At 72.9% G+C, this 23,526-nt stretch carries 14 protein-coding genes; 3 read left to right on the forward strand and 11 right to left on the reverse strand.

All coding sequences use genetic code 11. From position 1 onward, the window contains the following. Positions 1 to 4: 4 nt before the first annotated feature. The 3 genes from ABGA99_RS10890 to ABGA99_RS10900 are packed head-to-tail and all read right to left on the reverse strand — an operon-like array spanning position 5 to position 15,332. Positions 5 to 3,337 (reverse strand): amino acid adenylation domain-containing protein, encoded by a 3,333-nt coding sequence (locus tag ABGA99_RS10890; RefSeq protein ID WP_347582541.1) that lies wholly within the window; start codon positions 3,335 to 3,337, stop codon positions 5 to 7. Continuing rightward, positions 3,334 to 6,639, reverse strand: a complete 3,306-nt coding sequence (locus tag ABGA99_RS10895; protein ID WP_347577166.1) for a beta-ketoacyl synthase N-terminal-like domain-containing protein — start codon at positions 6,637 to 6,639, stop codon at positions 3,334 to 3,336. Before ABGA99_RS10895 ends, ABGA99_RS10890 begins: the two co-directional genes overlap by 4 nt. Beyond that, complete coding sequence (locus tag ABGA99_RS10900; RefSeq protein WP_347582542.1) at positions 6,636 to 15,332, reverse strand: SDR family NAD(P)-dependent oxidoreductase; 8,697 nt, start codon at positions 15,330 to 15,332, stop codon at positions 6,636 to 6,638. The genes ABGA99_RS10895 and ABGA99_RS10900 overlap by 4 nt, the downstream gene beginning before the upstream one ends. A gap of 539 nt (positions 15,333 to 15,871) precedes the next feature. On the opposite strand from ABGA99_RS10900, the gene ccrA reads away from it, so the two are divergent. Continuing rightward, complete coding sequence (ccrA, locus tag ABGA99_RS10905) at positions 15,872 to 17,221, forward strand: crotonyl-CoA carboxylase/reductase (RefSeq protein WP_347577168.1); 1,350 nt, start codon at positions 15,872 to 15,874, stop codon at positions 17,219 to 17,221. A gap of 66 nt (positions 17,222 to 17,287) precedes the next feature. On the opposite strand, the gene ABGA99_RS10910 is transcribed toward ccrA, so the two are convergent. The 3 genes from ABGA99_RS10910 to ABGA99_RS10920 all read right to left on the reverse strand — a co-directional run bounded on the left by ABGA99_RS10910 (position 17,288) and on the right by ABGA99_RS10920 (position 19,473). After that, positions 17,288 to 17,509, reverse strand: coding sequence for an MbtH family protein (locus tag ABGA99_RS10910; protein WP_347577169.1), 222 nt, complete (start codon positions 17,507 to 17,509; stop codon positions 17,288 to 17,290). Between the two features lie 47 nt (positions 17,510 to 17,556). Then, positions 17,557 to 18,450, reverse strand: coding sequence for a hypothetical protein (locus ABGA99_RS10915; protein ID WP_347582543.1), 894 nt, complete (start codon positions 18,448 to 18,450; stop codon positions 17,557 to 17,559). A 783-nt stretch (positions 18,451 to 19,233) separates the two neighbouring features. Continuing rightward, positions 19,234 to 19,473, reverse strand: a complete 240-nt coding sequence (locus tag ABGA99_RS10920; protein WP_347577171.1) for a hypothetical protein — start codon at positions 19,471 to 19,473, stop codon at positions 19,234 to 19,236. A gap of 230 nt (positions 19,474 to 19,703) precedes the next feature. On the opposite strand from ABGA99_RS10920, the gene ABGA99_RS10925 reads away from it, so the two are divergent. Continuing rightward, the gene (locus ABGA99_RS10925; protein WP_347582544.1) at positions 19,704 to 19,934 is read left to right on the forward strand and encodes a hypothetical protein; all 231 of its coding nucleotides are present in this window, start codon (positions 19,704 to 19,706) and stop codon (positions 19,932 to 19,934) included. Positions 19,935 to 19,992: 58 nt separating this feature from the next. On the opposite strand, the gene ABGA99_RS10930 is transcribed toward ABGA99_RS10925, so the two are convergent. Next, entirely contained in the window at positions 19,993 to 21,174 is a 1,182-nt protein-coding gene (locus ABGA99_RS10930; protein WP_347582545.1) for a zinc-dependent alcohol dehydrogenase, read from the reverse strand. A gap of 54 nt (positions 21,175 to 21,228) precedes the next feature. Beyond that, entirely contained in the window at positions 21,229 to 21,603 is a 375-nt protein-coding gene (locus tag ABGA99_RS10935; protein ID WP_347577174.1) for a VOC family protein, read from the reverse strand. Positions 21,604 to 21,774: 171 nt separating this feature from the next. On the opposite strand from ABGA99_RS10935, the gene ABGA99_RS10940 reads away from it, so the two are divergent. Further along, positions 21,775 to 22,296, forward strand: coding sequence for a GAF domain-containing protein (locus ABGA99_RS10940; protein WP_347577175.1), 522 nt, complete (start codon positions 21,775 to 21,777; stop codon positions 22,294 to 22,296). Positions 22,297 to 22,312: 16 nt separating this feature from the next. Here the strand turns inward: ABGA99_RS10940 and ABGA99_RS10945 are convergent, their stop codons facing one another. The 3 genes from ABGA99_RS10945 to ABGA99_RS10955 are packed head-to-tail and all read right to left on the reverse strand — an operon-like array spanning position 22,313 to position 23,482. Continuing rightward, positions 22,313 to 22,477: a hypothetical protein gene (locus ABGA99_RS10945; RefSeq protein WP_347582546.1), complete on the reverse strand. Its 165-nt coding sequence runs from the start codon at positions 22,475 to 22,477 to the stop codon at positions 22,313 to 22,315. Then, entirely contained in the window at positions 22,470 to 22,970 is a 501-nt protein-coding gene (locus tag ABGA99_RS10950; RefSeq protein ID WP_347582547.1) for a hypothetical protein, read from the reverse strand. Before ABGA99_RS10950 ends, ABGA99_RS10945 begins: the two co-directional genes overlap by 8 nt. Then, positions 22,967 to 23,482: a hypothetical protein gene (locus ABGA99_RS10955; RefSeq protein ID WP_347582548.1), complete on the reverse strand. Its 516-nt coding sequence runs from the start codon at positions 23,480 to 23,482 to the stop codon at positions 22,967 to 22,969. The genes ABGA99_RS10950 and ABGA99_RS10955 overlap by 4 nt, the downstream gene beginning before the upstream one ends. Between the last annotated feature and the right edge of the window lie 44 nt (positions 23,483 to 23,526).

A 23,526-nucleotide genomic window follows, 5' to 3' on the forward strand; every position in this document is an offset into this window, starting at 1 on the left:
TCGATCACCTGTCTCCGCGGGAGGAAGCCCGGCGCTCGGCCGCCTGTTGCCGCCGGCTGCGGGACTGACGACGGTTTTCCGCACGCTGCCTGGCTCCGTGCCCGGCGCTCTCGGACCCGGTGCGGGGGCCGCCGAGGTACGCGGCCAGAGATCCGACGGTGGGGTGCTGGAACAGCTCGACCATCGTCAGCTCGTGATCGAGGGTGGCCAGCAGGCGGGTGCGGAACTCGGCCATGAGCAGGGAGTGGCCGCCCAGATCGAAGAAGTTGTCCCGCGCTCCGACACGCTCGACGCCGAGCAGGCCGCGCCACATCTCGGCGAGCGCGTGCTCCAGGCCGTCCTCGGGTGCGACGAACCGGGCTTCGAGGTCGGGGCGGCCGGTACGCGGCTCGGGGAGGGCCTTGCGGTCGGCCTTGCCGCTGGCGGTGAGGGGCAGTGCGTCGAGCACGGTGAAGGAGGCCGGGACCATGTACTCGGGCAGATACTCCCGCAGGTGGGCGGCGAGATCACCGGGGGTGGGCACCGCAGCGCCCGCGGCGGTGACGTAGGCGGCGAGGCGGACGTCACCGGAGGCGTGCTCGCGGGCGACCACGACGGCTTCGCGTACGGTGCCGTGCCGGGCCAGGACCGCCTCGATCTCACCGAGCTCGATGCGCTGGCCACGGAGCTTGACCTGGTGGTCGAGGCGGCCGAGGAACTCCAGCGCGCCGTCGGCGCGGTGCCGGGCGAGGTCGCCGGTGCGGTAGATGCGGGCGCCGGGCACGAAGGGATCGTCGGTGAAGCGCTCGGCGGTCAGGTCCGGTCGGTTGAGGTAGCCGCGGGCCAGACCCCGGCCGCCGATGCACAGTTCGCCGGGCACCCCGGCCGGGACGGGACGGCCCCGGCGGTCCAGGACGTACATGCGGGTGTTGGCGATGGGGTGGCCGATGGGCACCGGCCGGGGATCCGCTCCCGGACGGCAGTGCCAGGCGGTGACGTCGATGGCGGCCTCGGTCGGTCCGTACAGGTTGTGCAGCTCGGCCCGGTGGAGGCTCAGGAAGCGGTCGTGCAGGGCGCGGGGCAGTTCCTCGCCGCTGCAGAAGACGCGGCGCAGCCCGGCGGACTTCTCCGGGGGCTCCGTGAGGAAGAGCTGGAGCATGGACGGCACGAAGTGGACGGTGGTGATCCGGTCGGCGGCGATGGTGTCGGCGAGGTAGGCGCTGTCACGGTGCCCGCCGGGCCGGGCCACGACGAGGGTCGCGCCGGCCATCAGCGGCCAGAAGAACTCCCACACCGACACGTCGAAGGAGAACGGCGTCTTCTGCAGCACCCGGTCGGTGGCGTCCAGGCCGTAGGCGTCCTGCATCCACAGCAGCCGGTTGCGCAGGGCGGCGTGGACGTTCATCACGCCCTTGGGGCGGCCCGTCGAGCCGGAGGTGAAGATGACGTACGCCAGATCCTCGCCGTCCACCGCGACACCGGGGTCGTCCGGGGACTGCGCGGCCAGTTCCGCGGCGAGATCCTCCATGCGCAGCACGGGGCAGTCGAGCGCGGGCAGCCGGTCCGCGAGGGCACCTTGGGTGAGGACCACGGGCGGCCGGGCGTCGTCGGCGATGGCGGCGAGCCGGGCGGGCGGCAACTCGGTGTCGAACGGCACGTACGCGGCACCGGCCTTGAGGACGGCGAGCAGCGCGACGACGAGGTCGAGGGAGCGCTCCATGGCGACGCCGACCAGGGCGTCGCGGCCCACACCGCGGGCCCGCAGGAAGTGCGCGAGGCGGTTGGCGCGCCGGTTCAGCTCCGCGTACGTGAGGGAGGCGCCGGCGTACCGGACGGCCTCGGCTTCGGGGGTCCTGCGCGCCTGCTCCTCGACACACTCGTGGACCAGGCCGTGGGGCCATGTCCTGTCGGTGGCGTTCCACTCGGTGAGGAGGCGATGTCGTTCCCTCTCGTCGAGGAGGTCCAGGTCGTCGACGGGAGTACCGGGCCGGGCGACGACCTGCTCGACCAGGCGGTGGAAATGGCCGGCGAGGCGGACGATGGTGGACTCGTCGAACAGGTCGCGGTCGTACTCGAACCAGCCGGTGACCCCGCCGTCGGTGTCGAACGCCTGCAACTCCAGGTCGAAGCGGGCGCCTTCGCTCCTGACCTGGAGCCGGGTGAGGCGGGCACCGGCCATCGCGAGGGTGGGCACGGGCTCTCGGCCGTAGCTGAAGCTGACCTGATAGACGGGGGGCCGGCTGAGGTCGCGGGGGATGTTGAGATCGGCGACGATCAGCTCGAAGGGAACGTCCTGGTGGGCGTACGCGCCCAGGCACGCGTCCCGGACGCGGGTGAGGACCCGCGTGAAGCCGGGGTTACCGGACAGGTCGGCCCTGAGGGGCAGGGTGTTGACGAAGTAGCCGATCAGCGGCTCGACTTCGGCGCGACCGCGCAGGGCGGTGGGCACACCGACCACGATGTCCTCCTGGCCGGTGTAGCGGTGCAGCAGGATGTGGAAGACGGCCAGGAGCGCCATGTACGGGGTGGCGCCGTGCCGGCCGGCCAGCGCGGCCAGTTCGCGGATCAGGGCCGGCGGCAGGTCGACGGGGACGGAGCCCCCGTTGAAGCCCTGGGCGGCGGGCCGGGGGCGGTCGGTGGGCAGGTCGAGCACGGTGGGCGCGCCGGCCAGGGCCCCGCGCCAGTACGCCAGATCCTGCTGCCAACCGCCGCCGTCGAGCTGCTGGTGCTGCCAGGCGGCGAAGTCCCCGTACTGGATGGCGAGGTCGGGCAGCGGCGAAGGCGCGCCGGCGGCGAACGCCTCGTACAGCTCGGACAGTTCGGCGAGGAAGACCTCGGTGGACCAGCGGTCGGAGACGAGGTGGTGCATCGCGACGACGAGCACGGACCGCTCAGGTCCTGTGCGCAGCAGCCGGACGCGCAGCAGCGGGCCGGTGTCGATGTCGAAGGGTTCGGCGAGGGCGTCGTCGATCCACTTCCGGCGGTCGGCGTCGGTGTACCCGGTGCCGCCGAGGTCGGTGTCCGGGATGTCGACGGCCGGACCGGGGTGGACGACCTGGACGGGGGTGCCGTTGCGGAGCTGGAAGGTGGTGCGCAGGGCCTCGTGGCGGCGGACGATCTCGTCGACCGCCGCGCGCAGCACGCCGGTGTCGAGGTGGCCCTCGATACGGACCGCGCCGGGCACGATGTAACCCGGGTTGCGGGGCCGGAGCTGTTCGAGGAACCAGGTGCCGCGCTGCAGGACCGCGAGGGGGAAGGTGTCCTCGGCAGGTGTCCGCTCGGCGAGCAGGGCGTCGAAGCGGGCGCGCTGCTCGGGAGTGAGGGCGGCCAGCTTCCGGGTCAGCTCGTCGTCGGTCACTGCCGTCCCTCCGGGCCGGAGTTCTGTGCGGCGGAACCCTGGGGCGGACCGGTGAACTCGGCGAGCAGGGCGGCGGCCGTGTCGGCCGCCCGGGGCACGCGCCGGATCGCGGTCGGTGCCCCGGAGCGGTCGTGCGGTGTATCCGTCTCGGAGTCGCCGCCGGTCGCAGCCAGCTCCTTGACCAGGCGCTCGGCGACGCTGCGGATGGTCGCGCCGCCGAGGAAGTCGGTGATCTGCAGGGTGAGGCCGAGCCTGTCCTGGATCTCGTTGCGCAGTTCGACGGCCATCAGGGAGTCCAGGCCGAACCCGGTCAGCGGCTCGTCCAGGCCGACGTCGCCGGAGGCGGAGCCGAGGACGTCCTTGACGCTCAGCACGAACCGGGCGGCCAGGGTGTCCAGTTGCTCGGGCTCGGCCAGTCCCCGGAGTTCGGTGGCGGTGGGGATACGGCTCGGGCGGCGCCGGTTGCGCGAGCGCCGGGAGGACCGGGCGGGGCGGGTGTGGGAGTCGTCCCCCGCCTCGGCGGTGCTCCCGGTGGCGGGCGCGGCCGGCCGGTCGCCGTGCCAGGGCCGGGCCGGCTCCCAGCAGCGGGTCGGTTCGAAGGGGTAGGTGGGCAGCGCGGCCCTGGCGCGGGTGTAGTCGCCGTCGAACCCGTGCCAGTCGATGTCGACACCGGCCGCGTACAGCTCGGCGACCGTCTCCAGCAGCACCTCCCAGTCGTCGTGCTTGGGGCGCAGGCTGGGCAGCAGCAGGTCGTCATGGCCGGGCGGCAGGGCGTCGCTGACGACGCCGAGCAGGGTCGGAGCGGGGCCGACCTCGACGAAGGTGTGGTGGCCCAGGTCGCGCAGGGTCTGTACGCCGTTCGCGAAGCGCACCGTGTCCCGGACGTGCCGGCCCCAGTAGTCGGCGCCGGGGACCTGCTCCCATGGCCACAGCTCGCCGCTGACGTTGGAGACGAGGGGGATGCGGGGAGCGGCGAACGCGATCTTGTCCGCTGCGCGGCGCAGCGGCTCGACGGCGGGCTCCATCAGCGGCGAGTGGCCGGCGGAGGCGATGTGCAGGGGCTTGGCCTTGACGCCGCGGGCGGCGAAGGCGGCGCAGACGGTCTCGACCAGGTCGCGTTCGCCGGAGATGGTGGTGCTGGCCGGACCGTTGACCGCGGCGACGGCGATCCGGTCCGGGTGCGCGGCGATCTCGGCGGCCACTTCTTCCTCGGGAGCGAAGACCGCGGCCATGGTGCCCGGCAGCGAGTGCTCCTGGATGACGCGGGCGCGTTGCACCGTGAACGCCAGGCCGTCCGCCGGCGACATCACGCCCGCGACGCATGCGGCGACGCACTCGCCGAAGCTGTGGCCGAGTACCGCCGCGGGGGTCACCCCCCAGGAGCGCCACAGCTCGGCCATCGCGTACTCCACCGCGAAGGTCGCGGGCTGGGCGTACGCCGTCTCGTTGATCTGCCGGTCCTCGGGGTCGCCGGGGAAGAGCACCGACAGCAGCGGGCGGTCGAGCAGCGGTTCGAGGATCCGCGCGCACTCGTCGATGCTGCGCCGGAAAGTGGGCTGGGTGTCGTAGAGGACACGGGCCATGCCGGGGCGCTGGGCGCCCTGCCCGGTGAACAGGAACACCACGTCGGAACCGCGGGCCTCGCCCAGCGCCAGGCCGGGTCCGGTCTCGCCGCGGAGGAAGCCGGCGAGGTGGCCGGCGACTTCCTTGCGGGTGGCGCCGACGGCGGCGAGGCGGTGACGGAAGTGGGTGCGGCCGGTGGCGGCGGAGTGGCACAGGTCGGCCAGCGGCGTGCCGTCGCCGTCGGCGAGCCGGTCGGCGTACCGGCGGGCGAGAGCGGTCAGCGCCGTCTCGGTACGGGCGGACAGGGCCAGGACGTCGGCCGGACGCCGGTGGTCCGCGGGCACCGGCGCGGCCGACGGCGCCTGTTCCAGGATCATGTGCACGTTCGTCCCGCTGAGGCCGAAGCTGCTCACGGCGGCGGTGCGCGGGCCCTCGGTCTCCGGCCAGGGGGTGACGCGGGTGGGTACGTCGAAGGTGGTGCCCTCGAAGGAGATGTTGGAGTTAAGCCGGGTGAAGTGCAGGTTGGGCGGGATGGCTCCGTGCGAGACGCACAGCGCGGCCTTGATCAGCCCGGCGATACCCGCCGCGGCCTCCAGGTGGCCGATGTTGGTCTTGACGGCGCCGAGGTATACGGGCGCGCCGTGGTCGCGCCCGTACACCTCGGCGAGGGCCCCCGCCTCGATCGGGTCGCCGAGGCGGGTGCCGGTGCCGTGTGTCTCGATGTACCCGACGTGCTCGGGCCGGACCCCGCCGGCTGCCAGGGCGCGGCGGTACACCCCCACCTGCGCCGCGCCGTTGGGCGCGGTGATGCCGGCGCTGCGCCCGTCCTGGTTGACCGCGCCGCCGCGTACGACGGCGAGGATCCGGTCCCGGTCGCGTACGGCGTCCGAGAGCCGCTTGAGCACGACGACACCGCAGCCCTCGCCACGTACGTAGCCGTCGGCGGCGTCGGAGAAGGTCATCGCCCGCCCCTGCCGGGACACCGAGCCGAACTGCGACTGGGAGATCAGCAGGACCGGGGACAGCACCACGTTGACGCCACCGGCCAGCGCCATGTCGCATTCACCCGTACGCAGGCTCTGGCATGCCTGGTGGACGGCGAGCAGGGAGGAGGAGCACGCCGTGTCGACGGCGAGGTTGGGGCCGCGCAGGTCGAGGAGGTAGGAGATGCGGGCCGGGACGAAGCTGGCAGCGGCGCCCGAGCTGGTGTACGCGGTGACGTCCTCGGGGCGGCGGATCCGGGAGGTGACGTGGTCCGAGCTGGCGGTGCCCATGAACACGCCGGTGTCGCTGCCGGCCAGACCGGAGGGCGCCTGGCCGGCATCCTCCAGGGCCTCCCAGCACACTTCGAGGGTCAGGCGCTGGTGGGGGTCCATCGCCAGCGCCTCGCGCCGGGAGATCCCGAAGAAGTCGTGGTCGAACCGGTCGAGACCGTCGATGAACGCGCCGGAGCGGGTGTAGATCTTGCCCGGCTTGCCGGCCTCCTCGTCGTAGAAGGCGTCGTGGTCCCACCGGTCGGCGGGGATGTCGCCGACGGCGTCGACGCCGTCGGTGAGCATCCGCCAGTACGTGGCGGTGTCGGTGACGCCGCCGGGGAAGCGGCAGCCGACGCCGACGACGGCGACGGGCTCGGTGCGCGCCCGCTCGTACTCCTCGATCCGGCCCTGCAGGCGCTCCATCGCCAGGTAGGCGTTCTTGAGCGTGTCGGCCGACACCAGGGTGCGTTCCGGTGACGTCATCGCCGATCCCCTTCGTCGATCTGCTTCGTCTTGGCCAGCAGGAGCGCCTCGAGGTCGGTGGTGGACATCGCGTCGAGGTCGGGCGGGGCGCTCGTCAGGAGCGCGCCGGCGCTCCCCTGGTCACCGGGGAGCGGAGCGGGTGGATCGGACACGACCTTCCCGGCGGTGCGTTCGGGGGCCGTTCGGCCAGGTTCCAGCTGGACGTCCATGCGCTCGGCCAGATACGGCACCAGGGCGTCGATGGTCGGAAAGCGCCAGGCGATGGTCGAGGGCAGCTCCACCCGGAGTGAGGAGACCAGCGAGTTGCGCAGTTCCAGGGAGAGCAGCGAGTCGAACCCCATGCTGTTCATGGGGGCGCTGGTGTCGATCCTGCCGGGCTCGGCGCCCACCACGCGGGCCGCGACGGCCCGGCAGTGCTCGGTCAGGAGGGCCCGGCGGCGGCGACCCGGCTCGACGGCGAGGAGCCGGCGGCGCACCTCGCTCGTGGCCGGCCTGCTGGCCGGGGACTCCCCGTGCGCGTCCCCGAGCAGGGTGCCGAGGAGACCGCCTCCGGGGTGGTCGCGCAGCTTGTCCCGGTCCAGGGGCAGGACGCAGACCTGGGCGGCGTCGGTGCGCAGCAGCCGGTCGAGGGTCGCTATGCCGTCGCCGGGGCTGATGCTCTGGATGCCGCGGGCGGCGAGGACACCGCCGCGGTCGGGGCGGGCGGCGAGGCCGATGTCCGACCAAGGGCCCCAGTCGATGCTGAGCGCGGGCAGTCCGCGGGCACGCCGGTGGTGGGCGAGGGTGTCGAGGAGGGCGCTGGCGGCGGCGTAGTTGCCCTGGCTGGCCGAGCCGAGCACGGCGGCGGCCGAGGAGTACAGCACGAAGAAGTCCAGTTCGCGGTCCGAGGTGGCGTGGTGCAGGTGCCAGGCGGCGGTGGCCTTGGGTGCGGCGACCGAGCGGAACCGCTCCCGGTCCAGGCCGGTCAGCAGGCCGTCGTCGAGGACTCCGGCGGCGTGCACGACGCCGGCCAGCGGCGGCATGGTGGCGTCGATGCGGGCGAGGACCTGGTCGAGGCCGGCACGCTGGGACACGTCGGCACTGACGACGGATACCTCCGCGCGGTCGCGCAGCTCGGCGACGGCCCGTTCGGCGGCGGCCGAGGGGGCGTTGCGGCCGGCCAGCACTAGGTGGCGGGCGCCCTCCCCGGCCAGGTAGCGGGCGGTCTCCAGGCCCAGCGCGCCGAGCCCGCCGGTGATCAGGTAGGTGCCGTCCGGCCGTACGGGAGCCGCGTCCGGAGCGGTGGTGACCCGCTCGTGGGGATCGGGCCGCAGCACCAGCTTGCCGGTGTGACGCGCCTGCGCCATGGCGCTGAAGGCGGCCGGCGCGTCGGAGAAGGGGTGGGTGGAGACCGGCAGAGCGGTGAACTCGCCGCCGTCGAAGCCCTGGACGATGTCGGCGAGCAGCTCGGCGATTTCCTCGGGCCGCTCGCGGATGGTGCGTTCGAGGTCCACGGCGAAGAAGGCGCGGTTGTCCTTGAAGAGTTCCAGCCCGACATGGCTGTTTCCGTAGACGTCCCGCTTGCCGATCTCGACGAACCGGCCGCCCGGCGCCAGCAGCCGCAGGCTGCGCACCAGGGCCTCGCCCGTGGCGGAGTTGAGCACGACGTCGACGCCACGCCCGCCGGTGCGTTCGGTGATCTCGTCGGCGAAGGCGAGAGTGCGCGAGTCCATGGCGTGCTCCACGCCGAGGCCGCGCAGCAGTTCGCGCTTCTCCTCCGTACCGGCCGTGGCGTAGACGCGGGCGCCGTGGCGCCGGGCGACCTGCAGCGCGGCCAGTCCGACCCCGCCGGTCGCGGAGTGGACGAGCACGGTCTCGCCCCGGCGAAGCCGGGCCAGGCGCTCCAGGGCGTGGACGGCGGTGAGGAAGGCGACGGGCACGGCGGCGGCCTCGTCCTCGCCGAGGGAGAGCGGCGCGGGGGCCACCAGTTCCTCGACGACTGTGGTGAACGCCGCCATGCTGTGCGCGCCGACCGCGATCACCCGGTCGCCGACGCGGTGACGGGTCACACCCTCGCCGACGGCGACGACGCGGCCGGCGCACTCGGCGCCGAGCGGGACGACGCCCTTCGCACCGGGGTAGGTCTCCAGGGCCTTCAGGACGTCGCTGAAGTTCAGGCCGGCGGCGGCGACCTCGATCTCCACCTGGCCGGGTCCCGGCGGCGTACGGTGCCACCAGGTGGCTCCGACGCTGGTGAGGCGGCCGGGGTGGGCCGCGAGCAGCCGGTGGTTGCCGTCGCGCCCCGCGTCGAAGACCCAGGCGGGCTTGGCCTCCGGGGCCGCTTCGGCGGGCGTCCACCGCTGGAGTGCGGGCGTCAGGCGCTCGCCGTGGCGCAGGGCGACCTGGTCGTCGTCGCCTGCGCGCAGCACCTCGGCCAGGAGCAGGTCCGCTTCGCCGGCGGGGCGGGCGGGGTCCAGGTCGACGACGGTGGGGCGCAGTTCGGCGTGCTCGGCGCCGATCACGCGGGCCAGTCCCCACAGCGGCGCCTGGCCGACCGACAGTTCGTCGCCCGCGGCGGCCCGCTGGGCGCCGCGGGTGAGCAGCACCAGTCGAGGTGCGGGGTCCTGTCCGGTGCGGGCGATCTCCTGGACCAGGTGCAGGGCGGGCACGGTGGCGGCGTCCTGGACGGCGAGCAGTCGTGCGGGGCTGTCGTCCTCGGCGAGCGCGGCGTCGAGGGCCCAGGCGTGCACGATGCCGTCGGGGCGGACGCCGCCAGCGGTCAGGCCGGCCAGAAGCCTGGCGACGTCCTCGCGCCGCGCGGGGTCCAGCACGTAGTGGTCCGGGGCCGGTTCGGCGTAGCCGGGGCCGGGGGTGACGGTGACGCAGGTGCCGCCGCGGGCACGCAGTCCAGTGACGAGCGCGTCGCAGGTGCCGCCGGCGTCGGCGAACACCAGCCAGGTGCCGGGCTCCGCACCGGCCTCGGCCTCGGCGGGGGTCTGCCGCCAGTCGATGTCGTACAGGGCCTCCGCGAGCGGGTCGGCGGAGGTGTCGTCGTCCAGGCGTTTGAGGGCGATGCCCGTGACCTCGCCGACCGGTGCGCCGGATGCGTCGTAGAGCAGGACGGTGGCGCCGGTGATCTCCTCGGCACCGGGTTCCGGTGCGGTGGCCGCGGCGTACGCCCAGCAGGGTTCGGCCCGCTCGGCGTAGAGGGCGAATCCGCCGACGCGTACCGGCAGATAGGTGCTCGTGACGGCGTCGACCGGGCCGGTGGGCGGCGCCAGGGCGGCCATGAGTGTCTGCAGCGCGCTGTCGAGCACGGCCGGGTGCACCGGGTGCTCGCCGCGGTCCGATGTCAGGGCGGCCCGATCGCGCAGCCGGGCCACGGCCTCGCCGGGGCCGCACCACAGCTCCTCGACGCCCTGGAAGGCCGGCCCGTACGCCAGCCCCGCCCGGTGCAGCGCGGCGTAGTGGGCGTCGGTGTCGACCGGGGTGGCGCAGCGTTCGCGTACGGCGGCCAGCGGTTCGCCGCCGGGGTCGGGCGTGCCGCGGCGGAAGGCGCCGTGGGCGGCCTCGGCCCATTCGTCGTCGCCCGTGGCTCGGGTGAACAGCCGCAGCGAGCCGGTATCGGCGGTCTCGGGGACGAGGACGAGTTGCAGCGTGGCGTCCTCGGCGTGCTCGGGTACCACGGTCAGCCGGGTGAAGTGGACGTCCGCGAGAGCGGCCGGGCCGCCGAGGTACTCGCGCGCCGCCGCGAGGCCGGCGTCCAGGACGAGCGCGCCGGGCAGGGTGGGGCTGCCGCCGACCTGGTGGTCAATCAGATAGCCGAAGTCGTCCAGGGCGACCGGCGCGGACCAGTGGGCGGCGTACGGGGGCAGGGCGGAGCGCACGGCGGTGCGGAGGACGGGGTGCCCGCGGGGCTCGGGCCGGTAGCGGGTGTGCTCGGCGAACCAGAAGCGGGAGCGCTGCCAGGGGTAGGTGGGAAGGTCGGCCATGGGCGCGGCCGGGCCGTACACCCGGGCCCAGTCGACGTGGAAACCGGCGGTATAGAGCCGGCCGAGTTCCGCACGGACGGTGGCGCGACCCGGCCGGTCACTGCGCAGGGACGAGACGGCTACCGTGTGGCCGTACGACGAGAGGCGCTCGGTGACGGCGTCGGTGAGCATCGGGTGCGGCGACATCTCGACGAAGACGTCGTGGCCGGACTCGGCCAGCGCGCCGACCGCGGTGTCGAACAGCACCGGCCGGGTGAGGTTGGACGCCCAGTACTCGGCGTCCAACCGGGCGCCGTCGACGGGCTGTCCGGTGACGGTGGAGATCATGGGGAGGGTGCCGGCACGCGGACGCAGGTCCGACAGCAACCCCCACAGTTCCTGTGCGACGGGCTCCATCAGCGGGCAGTGGGAGGCGAATTCGACCGACTCCAGGACGCGACAGTACAGGCCCTCTTTCTGAAGGGCCTCGGCGAGCGTCTCCAGGGCGGTGGTCTCCCCCGAGTAGACGGTGGATCCGGGGCTGTTGCCCGCCGCGATCCACACCTGTCCGGGACGTCGTTCGGCGAGGATCTCCCCCGCCCGTTCCAGACCGACGCCGACGACCGCCATCCTGCCCCTGCCGATGGCGCTGTGCAGGGCGGTGCCCCGGTGCAGCGCGATGGCGAGGGCGTCCTCCAGCGCGATCGCACCCGACAGGTGTGCCGCGGCGATCTCACCGACGCTGTGGCCGACGACGGCGGCCGGTTCGACGCCCCAGGAACGCCAGAGGGCGGCGAGCGCGATCTGCACGGCGGTGAGGGCGGGCTGGCCGACGGCGGTGTCCTGCAGGCGGGATCCGGCGGGGTCGGCGGTGAGCTGGTCCAGCAGTGACCAGTCGGTGTGCCGGCGCAGCAGGGCGTCGCCACGTTCGACGACCGCGCGGAACACCGGCTCCCCGTCGAGCAGGTCTGCCGCCAGGGGCCACCACCGCGGCCCCTGGCCGGAGAAGACGAACACGGGCTTGGGGTGCCAGCCCACCCGCCGGACGCCGCTGGACAGGCCGGGGGCGTCCTCGCCGCGGCCGAACGCGAAGAGAGAGGTGCGCAGTTCGTCCGCCGACGAGCCGGTGCAGGCCAGCCGGTGTTCGTGGTGGGTGCGGCGGACCGCCGCGGCGGCGGCGAAGCCGCCCAGGTCGAGGCCGGGCGCGGCGAGCTTGTCGGCGTAGTCAGCGGCGAGGTCGCGCAGGGCGTGTTCGTCGCGGGCCGAGACGGTCAGCAGGACGGTGTCGTCCGCCGGGTCCTGCCGGGGCGCGGGGCCGGCGGCCGGGGGTTGCTCCAGCACCAGGTGGGCGTTGGTGCCGCCGAAGCCGAACGAACTCACTCCGGCCCGTGCGACGCCGTCCTCGCCGGCCGGCCAGGGCTGGAGGGTGTGGGCGACCCGAAGGGCGAGAGCGTCGAAGGGAATGTGCGGATTCGGCTCGCGGTAGTGCATGGTCGCCGGCACGGTGCGGTGGCGGACCGCCAGTGCCGCCTTGATCAGCCCGCCGATCCCCGCGGCGGCCTCCATGTGCCCCAGGTTGGACTTCACCGAGCCGATCAGGCACGGCCGGCCGGGATCACGGCCCTCCCCGAGGACGGCACCGAGCGCCTTGGCCTCGATCGGGTCGCCGAGCGCCGTACCGGTGCCGTGGGCCTCGACGTACCCGATGTCCGCGCCCCGCACGCCGGCGTTGCGGAAGGCGGCACGCAGTACCCCTTCCTGGGCCTGCGGATTGGGCGCCATGAGGCCGTTGCTGGCGCCGTCCTGGTTGACGGCGCCGCCGCGGATCACGGCGTACACGGGGTCTTTGTCGGCCAGCGCGCGGCTGAGCGGTTTGAGTACGACGACACCGGCGCCCTCGGAGCGCACGTATCCGTCGGCTCGGGAGTCGAACGGCTTGCACCGGCCGTCCGCGGACATCGCGCCGGCCTTGCTGAAGTTGATGGCGAAGGCCGGAGAGAGTACGAGGTTGACACCGCCGGCGAGGGCCAGTTCGCAGTCACCACGCTCCAGGCTCGCGCAGGCCTGGAGGACCGCGACGAGCGAGGAGGAGCACGCGGTGTCCACCGCGAGGCTGGGGCCGCGCAGGTCCAGCAGATACGACAGGCGGTTCGCGGCGATGCTCAGGGCGCTGCCGGTGCCGGTGTAGGGGTCGATGGCGTCGAGGTCACGCAACTGGCCGGTGGCGTAGTCGAAGGTGGAGATGCCGACGAACACGCCGGTGGGCGATCCGGCCAGCCGGTCGGAGGGCATCCCGGCGTTCTCCAGCGCCTCGAACGCCACTTCGGCGAGGAGACGCTGTTGCGGGTCCATGCGGGTGGCTTCCTGCCGCGAGATGCCGAAGAAGCCTGCGTCGAACCGGTCGACGCCGTCGAGGAATCCACCCCAGCGGCTGGTGGTACGGCCGGGGGCGGCGGGGTCGTCGGAGGTGTACTGCTCGGCGTCCCAGCGGTCCGCGGGCACCTCCGTCACCGCGTCCCGGCCCTCGGTCAGCAGCCGCCAGAAGTCATCCGGGCCGTCCACGCCGCCGGGAAAGCGGCAGCCGATGCCGACGATCGCGACGGGGTCGGGCGCGGTGGCGGGGCGGGCGCCGGGCTCGGTGCGGCCGGCGGGCCGCTCGTCCGTTGCGGCCGGCGGCGCGGAAGGCGCCGCCGGGACACCGCCGGCCAGGTGGTCGGCGAGCTTGGCGGGGGTGGGATGCTCCCATACCACGGTCGGCGCGAGCGGCACTCCGAGCCGTTGCTCGAGGTCGCCGACCATGGTGACCATGTCGACCGACCGCAGTCCGTATCCGGCGAACGGAAGCCCGGGGTCGACGGCTTCGGCCCGGCCGCCGGTCGTGGCGGCGAGCATCTCCCGCAGCCACCGCTCGATCTCGGCCGCCCCCGGGGCGGGCCGCCCGGTGCCGTTCGCACCGGCCGGACCGTCCGGAGACCCGGGAGCGCCCGCCCGGCCGTCCCGGTCCGCTTCGTCCGCCCGCCACTGGGCCAGCGGCTTCAGGGTCCCGCCGAGCACCGCGTCCAGGCACGCCTGGCGCTGGAGCTTCCCGCTGGAGGTCTTCGGTACGGTCCCGGGGCGTGCCAGCGCGACAAGGAACGCCTCCAGGCCGTGCTCGCGGGCGATCTCCGCCCGGATGCCGGCGATGATCCGGGCGCGGTCCTCCGGCGAACGGCTCCCCCGGTACTCCTGGACGACGATCAGCCGCTCCTCGCCGTCGAGGTCACGGGCGCCCGCCACACCGCAGCCCGACCGCAGGCCGTCGTCGACGGCCTCGACGGTGCGCTCGATGTCGTGCGGGTAGTGGTTGCGGCCCTCCATGATGATGACGTCCTTGATACGGCCGGTGACGTAGATCTCGTCGCCGTCGGTGAAGCCCAGGTCGCCGGTGCGCAGGAACGGGCCATCGCCGCTGCCGGTGAGCCGGGCGCCGAAGGTCTCTTCGGTCTCCCGCGTACGCCGCCAGTAGCCGCCGGCGACGCTCCGCCCGGCTACCCACAGCTCCCCGATCCGGCCGTCGGGCAGCGCGGCGCAGGTCTCCGGGTCCACTGCGACGACCCGCTGGTCGGGCAGCGAGGTGCCGCAGCCCGGCAGTGTCCGCGCGGCCTCGCCGCGTCCGGCGTCCTCGGCGGCGCCGGACAGCAGTCCGCTCACCCGTAGCGTTCTGCTGGGCGGTTCGGCGCGGGGGTCGCCGGTGGAGACCAGCAGGGTGCCCTCTGCCAGGCCGTAGGAGGGGGCGTGCGCCGACGGCCGGAAGCCGCAGTCGGCGAACGTGCGGGAGAAGCGCTCCATGGTCTGCTGCCGGACCGGCTCGGCGCCGTTCGCGGCAACGCGCCAGGTGCTCAGGTCCAGGGTGCGCCGCTCCTCCTCGGTCACCTTCCGGACGGCGAGGTCGTAGGCGAAGTTGGGCGCCGCGCACGCGGTGCCGCCGGCTTCCGAGATCGCCCGCAGCCAGCGCAGCGGGCGCTTGAGGAAGGAGAACGGCGACATGAACGTTACCGGGAAGCCGGCGTAGGCGGGGGTGAGCAGGCCGAAGATCAGCCCCATGTCGTGGAACGGCGGCAGCCAGCTCACCATGTGCTGTTCCGGATCGTCGGCGAAGAACCGGCGGTTCATCCCCGCGATGTTGTGCAGCAGGTTGCCGTGGCTGACCATGACGCCCTTGGGGCGGCTGGTCGAACCCGAGGTGTACTGCAGGAAGGCAACGTCGTCGCGGACCGATCCGGGGTGGCGCCAGTCGTCGGCGGCGGCCGGGTCGAGATCGTCGACGGTCAGCCAGGCGATGTCCCGCAGCGCGGGGGCGTGTTCGGCGAAGCGGTCGGCCAGGGCGACGGTCTCGGCCGGGGCGAGGATCACTCCGGGATCGGCGTCCTCGATGACCCCGGTCAGCCTCGGCAGGGTACGCATCAGGAAGGCCGGGTCGGGCGGGTAGACGGGCACGGCGAGGACACCGGCGTACAGGCAGGCGAAGAAGGAGGTCACGTAGTCCAGGCCCGCCGGGCACATGATCAACGCCCGCGCACCGGCGGGAACGCGCTCACGGAGCGCCGCGGCGATCGCCCGGACCCGTAGGTCGAACGCGCCGTTGGCCAGGGACTCCGGCTCGCCCTCGCCATCCACGAGGAACCGGAAGATCCGTTGCTCCGGGTTCTCCTCGAAGACCGTCCGGAAATGGTCGACAAGCGACTCGGAATCGCGTCTCAGCATCCGACTGCCCTCTCACATGCTCGACTCAGGCGCGCCTGCCCGCGGAGCGAGTACGGGCCTGCGGCGCGAAATCACCGTGCTCCCGCATGGTCGTTCCGAAAAGAGCGAGCACGATCCAAAGCATCACAGCCGCCGCTTACTCAGCGGCTGATGAATAAATCCGGCCGGACGGCCGGTACATTTCCCAGGGGGCTCCCATGACTGGCGATTCAGCTTCCAGGAAGCCTCTGGGCCCGTCAAGAAATGGCGAGCATGGGTCTACGCGCGGAGCGTTCAACTGCCATAGCCGGTCAGTTGAACACCTCGTCGGCCGCCTCGGGATCCATGGACGCACCGGTTCCGGACGCCGGTCCGGCGACCTGGGCGGCTGGACTGCCCCGACCGCCGGATGCCAGCATGAACCGCGCACTTGCCCTGACAATTCGGCAGGGCCACAGCGAAACGGACATCCGTAGCGGCTCGAATATTTCCCCACGGGCACCTCGCCTCACCCGCGTTCTGCGGTACTGGTGGAGCAAGCCGGAAAGAGGGCTGGAGTCATGCAGGAGATTCTCGACGCGATCACCGTGGGCGCATCCGGTGAAGTAGGGCGCCTGCCGGTGCCCGACTTCTACCGGGGCGTCACCCTCCACGCCGACGAAGTGACGATGTTCGACGGGGTCGCGAGCGGCGACAAGGATCCGCGCAAGTCCCTGCACCTGGAGGAGGTGCCGACGCCGCAGCCGGCCCCCGGTGAGGTCCTGGTCGCGGTGCTGGCCAGCGGAATCAACCACAACACGGTGTGGTCGTCGATCTTCGAACCGCTGCCGACATTCCGGTTCCTGTCCCGCTACGGCAAGGCTTCACCGCACGGCGCGCGGCACGACCTGCCCTACCACGTCCTCGGCTCGGACCTCGCGGGGGTGGTGCTGCGCTGCGGCGAGGGAGTGACGCCGTGGCGGCCGGGGGACGAGGTGGTGGCCCACTGCCTGTCGGTCGAGTTGTCGCACCCCGACGGGCACGCGGACACCATGCTCGATCCGGAGCAACGGATCTGGGGGTTCGAGACGAACTTCGGCGGCCTGGCCGAGCTGGCGCTGGTCAAGGCCAACCAGCTCATGCCCAAGCCCGGGCATCTGACCTGGGAGGAGGCCGCCGCCTCCGGGCTGGTGAACTCCACCGCGTACCGCCAGCTCGTGTCGGCCAACGGCGCCCGGCTCAAGCAGGGTGACACCGTGCTGATCTGGGGTGCGTCCGGCGGCCTCGGCTCGTATGCCACGCAGCTTGTGCTCAACGGCGGGGCGACCCCGGTGTGCGTCGTATCCAGCCCCGAGAAGGCCGAGGCGTGCCGCAGGATGGGCGCGGAGCTGATCATCGACCGGAACGCGGAGGGCTACCGGTTCTGGAAGGACGAGCACACGCAGGACCAGCGCGAGTGGCGGCGGTTCGGCACCCGGCTCAGGGAACTGACCGGTGGCGAGGACCCGGACATCGTGTTCGAGCACCCGGGGCGGGAGACCTTCGGCGCCAGCGTGTACGTGGCCCGCCGCGGCGGCACGATCGTCAGCTGCGCTTCCACCTCGGGCTTCGAGCACACCTACGACAACCGCTACCTCTGGATGCACCTCAAGCGGATCGTCGGAACGCACTTCGCCAACTACCGCGAGGCGTGGGAGGCCAACCGGCTCATCGCCCAGGGACGGATCCACCCCACGTTGTCGGAGGTGGTGCCGCTGGAGCAGACGGCGCAGGCCGTGCACATCGTCCACCGCAACCTGCACCAGGGCAAGGTCGGCGTCCTGTGCCTGGCGCCCCGTGAGGGGCTCGGGGTCAGGGACCCGGAGCTGCGCGCGCGCCACGAGACGGCGATCAACCGGTTCCGCGCCGGGCTGATGCCGGCGGTCGGGTGAGTGCGGCTACGGCGGGGCGGGCCCCGCCGCACGCGGACCCGCCCCCGCCGACCTGTCCCTACCAGGTCACACCCCGTCGAGGGCGACTGCCGGCGTGCGGGGCCGCATGTCGGTCCAGTTGCTCTCGACGTAGTCCACGCACTGCGCCCGTCCCGCCGGGCCGTGCACCGGCTCCCATCCGGCCGGCACATCGGTGCGCGCCGGCCACAGTGAGTACTGGCCCTCCCGGTTGACCAGCACGTGGTAGCGCGCGTCGGGAACGTCGAACGCGTTGACCGTATCCGTCATGGCCTCATGTCCTCTCATGGTTTGCGGACTGACCGGGCGCATCGGGTTCAGGCGCCCGGCGACAGCCGCCGGAGGCCGCCGGCCTCCGGCGCCGCCTCCTCGGACTGGGCCCGGCGCACCCGGACTTCGGCGGCGAACTTCAGCCACCTGTCGGCGCACAACTGGGCTGCGTGCGCCACGTCGACCGCGCGGTGGGCGGGGACACCCGCCACCAGCTCGCGCCATTTCTCGTCCGGCAGTTGGTGCGAGCCCAGCAGGCGTAACAGCGCCCGGCCGGTCTGCGACATGCGCAGCGACGGATCCCGGCGCATCCGGGCCAGCACGTTCTCGAAGCTCACCCCGGACTGGTCGGGCACGGGCGCGGTCCCCGGATCCGCCGGCCCGGGCGCGGCCGCCGGGGCGCAGTCCTCCTCGGCGGCCCGCAGCTTGGGAGGCACCGGGTCCAGGCCCATGCGCATGCGGTTGCGTACGTCGCGGGCGGTGGCGAGGGCGACCCCGGCCCTGCTGGCGATCTCCCGCAACGACGCGGTGGGGAACTCGGCGATGACCTGGCTCGCGGCGATACGGCCGGACGCGCTGTTGAGCGGGCGGACGCGGCCGTCCCGGCCGACGCGCAGGGACAGGTGGGCCACCGGCACGTCGACGGCGCCGCGCAGCGCCCCGACCGCGCCGGGGGACAGGCCCGTCACGGACGCTATCCGCCGGTCCGACCAGTGCGGGTGACTCTCGATGATGCGCCGCGCGGCCGCGTTGCGGTCCTTCCGGGACAACGGTAGTCCGTGCTTGGCGTTGAGCTCCACGGCGAGCACGAAGACGTCTTCCGCCGCGCCCTCCACGAACCAGCCTTCGATGCGCTGCTCACCGCGCAGACTCGCGGCGCGCACCCGGTGCATACCGTCCACGACCTGCATGGTGGAGCGGTTGACGACGATAGGGGGCAAGGGTGCATCCGACTCGGCAAGTATCCGCGCGTGTTCTTCGATCTCGCCCGCCAGGCGAGGTGAGTCGGCGGGCAACAAGGAACTGATGAGAAAAGAGTGAGTATCGCGGGAGACAAGTTGCTCATGGAGCATTTCGGACACGTAGCCTCTCTTGGCACTTCCGTGAGCACGACAGCAAGAACCTTCCCGGGCGCGCCCATGAACCGGCAGAGAATCCATACCACTGACGAAGTCCCTGAATCCCTCCTCTGCCCTGACGGCATATGCATTCAGCGCGCAACGCCGCCATGTGATCGATGAGCGTGTCAACAAGCCGACCTACGCACCCATCCCGACACGGACCCGCCCGTCCACGTGCCGCCTCCGAGCGCTCCGCCGAGCCTCCGCAGGCTACATCGGGAAGGCAACGCGCGACGGAATGCCGTGAGGTTCGAGATCTTGTTCCGTTTACGAGCGTTTACATGGCTTGATATCGAGAGGCGCCGGAGACGTCAAGCGGGCAGGCAAACGCTTCGGCCAGAACACCCGCACAATCATGAGCCGTCACCGCGAAAAGCGGTACGCGGGGTACGCAGGACAAATTTCTGCCATCCACGACCGACGTTCTTTGTAAAATTCTTGCAATGTTCACGACAGATGAAGATCAGGCTGGGCCACCGGTGCCTCACGGCGCCGCACGTGGCGTACAGCGGGGGCGCGCCCTGCTGGGGAGACCGTGACCGTCGGCTGAGCACCGCTGACGCATGGTCCGTCTGAAGACCTGGCAAATCTTCCGTCACGCGCCTACAGCCCGAACCGCATGACGTCAATCAGCAAAGCATCCATACCCTTGAGCGACTTCGCGAGCCGCGCACCGTTGCCGCTCCGCCACCGCGGTTCGACAGGCATGTCACCACAGCCCGCGAGCGCTACACCGCACTCGCCGAGGGCAGCCGACGCGACCACCACCACGCCCCGGACGAGTGGCCCCTGTACGGCGGGCCGCTCACCGACGCGTACCGCATCGTCGAGGAACTGGACCACGCGCTCGCCCACCACTGACCCCGGGCCCGCAGAAACACAGGCCCTCCACCCCGCCCGGGCCGCCCCTCAGGACGCGCGGTCCCGGCGAGGGACACGCAGGGCTCGTCGGCCCTCCCCCTGGCCACCACAAGGGCCCGCCGCCCCGCTGAGACCGGGAGCGAAGCGGCGTCAGCGGGTGAGTGCAAGCACCCTGGGCGGCGCCGTCTTCAGGGCACGGCTCAGGTCCGGTCGTGTGCCGGCTGATCCAGATGCTCTCCGAGGCGTTCCGGCACGCCAAGCCGCTCGGCGGCCCGGCAGACAGCACCCGCACGCTCGACGCGGTCGGCTGCCCGCCGGACGCACCGGGAGTCGTGCTCGCCGAAGACCCGCAGGCGGTGCTCGACGACATCGCCGAACTGCTGACGCGGCACCGGGTGTGGAACCGCTTCCCGCCCGGCGGCACGGCGGCACGGCACGCGTGAGGAGGCGTCCGCGCTCCCGCCCGGAGAGCGGGAGCGCGGACTCCGGCTGTGCGCCGGCTCAGGGTTCGAGCACGACCTTCACCGCGCCATCCGCCTTCTTCTGGAACATCTCGTACGCGTCGGGCGTGCGCTCCAGCGGCAGGTGGTGGGTGGCGAAGGAGTCGACACCGAGGACGTCCTCGCCCTCCAGCAGCGGCAGGATGTCCGGCACCCAGCGGCGGACGTTGGCCTGGCCGAAGCGGAGCTGGATCTGCTTGTCGAAGACGGTCAGCAGCGGCAGCGGGGCGGCCGCGCCGCCGTAGACGCCGGTCACCGAGACCGTACCGCCGCGGCGCACCATGTCGAGCGCGGTGTACAGCGCGGACATCCGGTCCACGCCTGCCTTGCCCGCCACCTGTTCCGCGAGCTTGCCGGGCAGCAGCCCGCCGATGGTCTGCATCAGCTTGCCGGCCGGACTGCCGTGCGCCTCCGCGCCGACCGCGTCGATGACGGCATCGGGGCCGCGCCCCTGGGTGCGGTCGCGGACCGCGGCGGCCACATCCTTCTCCGCGCGCAGGTCGATCGCCTCGGCGCCGCGCTCACGGACGCGCCGCAGCCGCTCGTCGACGAGGTCCACGCCGATGACCTGCCCGGCTCCCCGGTGCAGCGCGATGCGGCAGCACATGTCGCCGATCGGGCCGAGCCCGATGACCGCGACGCTGCCACCCTCGGGGACACCGGCGTACTCCACCGCCTGCCACGCGGTGGGCAGCACGTCGGACAGGAACAGGTAGCGGTCGTCCGCCGGTCCCTCGGGCACCTTCACGGGGCCGTAGTGCGCCTGCGGCACGCGCAGGTACTCGGCCTGCGCCCCGGGGACGGCACCGTAGAGCTTGGTGTATCCGAAGAGCCGGGCGCCCATGCCGTGCTCGCGCACCTGGGTCGTCTCGCACTGGGTCTGCAGACCTTGCCGGCACATGTGGCAGTCGCCGCAGGCGATCTGGAAGGGCACGACGACGCGGTCTCCCGGAGAGATATGCGTGACCTCGTCGCCGACCTCCTCGACCACGCCCATCGGCTCGTGCCCCAGGATGTCCCCGGGCGTCATGAACGGTGTCAGGATCTCGTACAGGTGCAGATCCGAGCCGCACAGTCCGGACGAGGTGATCCGCACCACCGCGTCGGTGGGGTGCTTCAGCGACGGATCGGGGACCTCCTCGACGCGTACGTCCCGCTTGCCATGCCATACGGCGGCCTTCATCGACTCACCTCCGGGGTCGGTACGTGTGCCACGCCCGGGTACCCGCCCCGATGCTCACGACCCGTGGACGAAGCAGAACGGGTGCCCCGCCGGATCCGCGTACACGCGGAATTCGCGCCTGCCACCGTCGTCGTCCGTGTCCAGCGGCCGGGCGCCCAGCTCCAGGGCGTGCCGCTCCGCCGCCTCGACATCCGTGACCCGCAGGTCGAGGTGCAGTTGCTGCGAGTTCTGGTCGGCGCGCGGCCAGTCCGGCGGGCGCAGGCCGGGTGCGCGCTGGAAGGCGAGCCGGGTCCCGTCCGGCGCGAAGAGGTCGTACCAGTCTTCGCTGTACGCCTTCACCTCGCCCCCGAGCAGCCCGCGGTAGAACTCGGCCAACCGGCGCGGCGCCGGGCAGTCCACCGCGACCAGGCAGAACGTGGCGACGGGCATGGCGACCTCCTCGACGTCGACGAGACACACCCCGAGTGCCCCGCACGGCACGCGCCAACCCCCGGGGCGTACGGAAGCCGGTATCCGAGGGAAAAGAGGGGTGACTGAATGCCGTACCGCGGGTACTCATGCCAGTGACCAGCAGATGTCGTCTCGTATCGAGTAAGAGGAATGGACGACCGCTTCACCGTCCGGCAGTCGGTATTCGACACCGCGGCCGGCGGCGGACCGGGCGGGCTGCCCGGTCGGCTGTGCCGGCTGCTTCGCGGCGATCTCGCCATGGACGCCGTGACGATCTCGCTGCTCGGCCACGGCCCGTACCAGCACGTGTGCTACGCCTCCGACGCCGCTGCGCTGGACCTGGAGGCGCTGCACTTCGCGCCGGGCGAGGGACCGTCCGTACGCGCGACCACCCTGGGCCGCCCCGTCGCCGCCGACCTGCGCCGCCACCGGGGGCTCTGGCCGGCGCTCCGGCCTCCGGGGCGGACACAGCCTCCGGACGCCGGCGCTCTGTACGCCTTCCCGCTGAGGTTCCGCGGCCGCGTCCTCGGGTCGATCGGCCTGATCAGGCACACGCCCGGCGCCCTGTCGGAGGAGGAGTACGAGCGGTGCGCCGCCGCGGCCGACGCCGTGGCCGTCGTGCTGGTGGACGACTTCCACCACCTGGGCGACGACTCCCCGCCGTCCCCGTGAAGACGTCGCCGTGTCCCTACGCGAGCAGCACCGCGTTCCGCACCGACCAGATCGCGGCCAGCCCGAAGAACACCGCGACCAGGGCAGCGGTGCCCGCGCTGAGGGGACAGGCGCCCTCCCAGCTTCCCTCGGTGCTCAGTTCACGGTCCGTGGGGGGCCGCGGCAGACCGTACTCAGTCACCCACCGGGGCGCTACGCGGGAAGGCATCGCGCCGGTTCACGTCCGGCACCCAGCACCGGGTGCGGGCCGACGCCGCGACGCCCGCGAGGCGGCAGGGCTCACCGGCCGGCCGGGCCGCCCGGCCCGGCCGCGGCCCCGGGGCTGGCCTTGTCGACGCGGACTGCGGCAGTCTTGAACATTCGACCCACACGTCCGGTGCGGCCGCGTTCAGTTCGGGGACGCGGGCGGTCTTGGTACGGGTGTGCCAGTGGTGGACGCTGCGGCCGGTGGTCAGCCGCAGCGGGTAGTCGTCGTCCACGTCCTCCTCCGGCGGGACGTAGTCCGCCGCCTTGAGGAACGCGCGGCCCGCGGGATCGCCGGCGGCGTGGGCGCCGGGGCCGTGCCGCGAACCGGTGGCCAGGTCGTGGCCGTAGTCCTCGCAGACGTCGGTCCGCGTCGGGAAGCGGTGGTCGGCGTACAGCCGCTCGGTGCCGCCGGGTGCCTTCGCGCTCACCGGCCACTGGATGCCCTCGGCGCCGCGGAGCCGCTCGTATGTGAGCGCGCAGCGGCGGAAGATGTCCATCGCGTGGGTGGGCGGCGCGTCGTGCGGGATCTTCTCCGCGTCGAGGTTCCATGCTTCGGCGATGCGGCGGACGTGGGCCTCGTTCTCGCGGTCAGCTCGCCCGTCCGCCGCCGTACGTCGGACTCCGCCAGCGGCACGCCCGACCAGGCGCAGACTGCACGGGTGAGGAGTTCGCGGACCTCGTCGTAGAGTACGACGCGACCGGCGGCGGCCCGGTCGGCCGTACGGTCTCGCAGGTGCGCGGCCAGCAGCGCCGACAGGTCGTCCACGCGCTCGGCGGCCTTCAGGGACAGGAGCATCGCCTTGCGGTGACGGTGCGCCCTGCCGTCCGGCCCGGCGCCGCGCCAGGACGGCTGCTCAAGACCCTGTTCGGCGAGGGCGGGGTGCAGCCGGGCCGCCGACCGGGAGGGCTCGACCACCACCCGCCTGTTCTCCCCGGCCATGTCGCGGACCACCGCCGGCACGTCGGGGCCGGCGCAGACACGGC

Origin of the sequence: Streptomyces sp. B5E4 (genome assembly GCF_039871555.1) — a bacterium.
GTDB lineage: Bacteria > Actinomycetota > Actinomycetes > Streptomycetales > Streptomycetaceae > Streptomyces.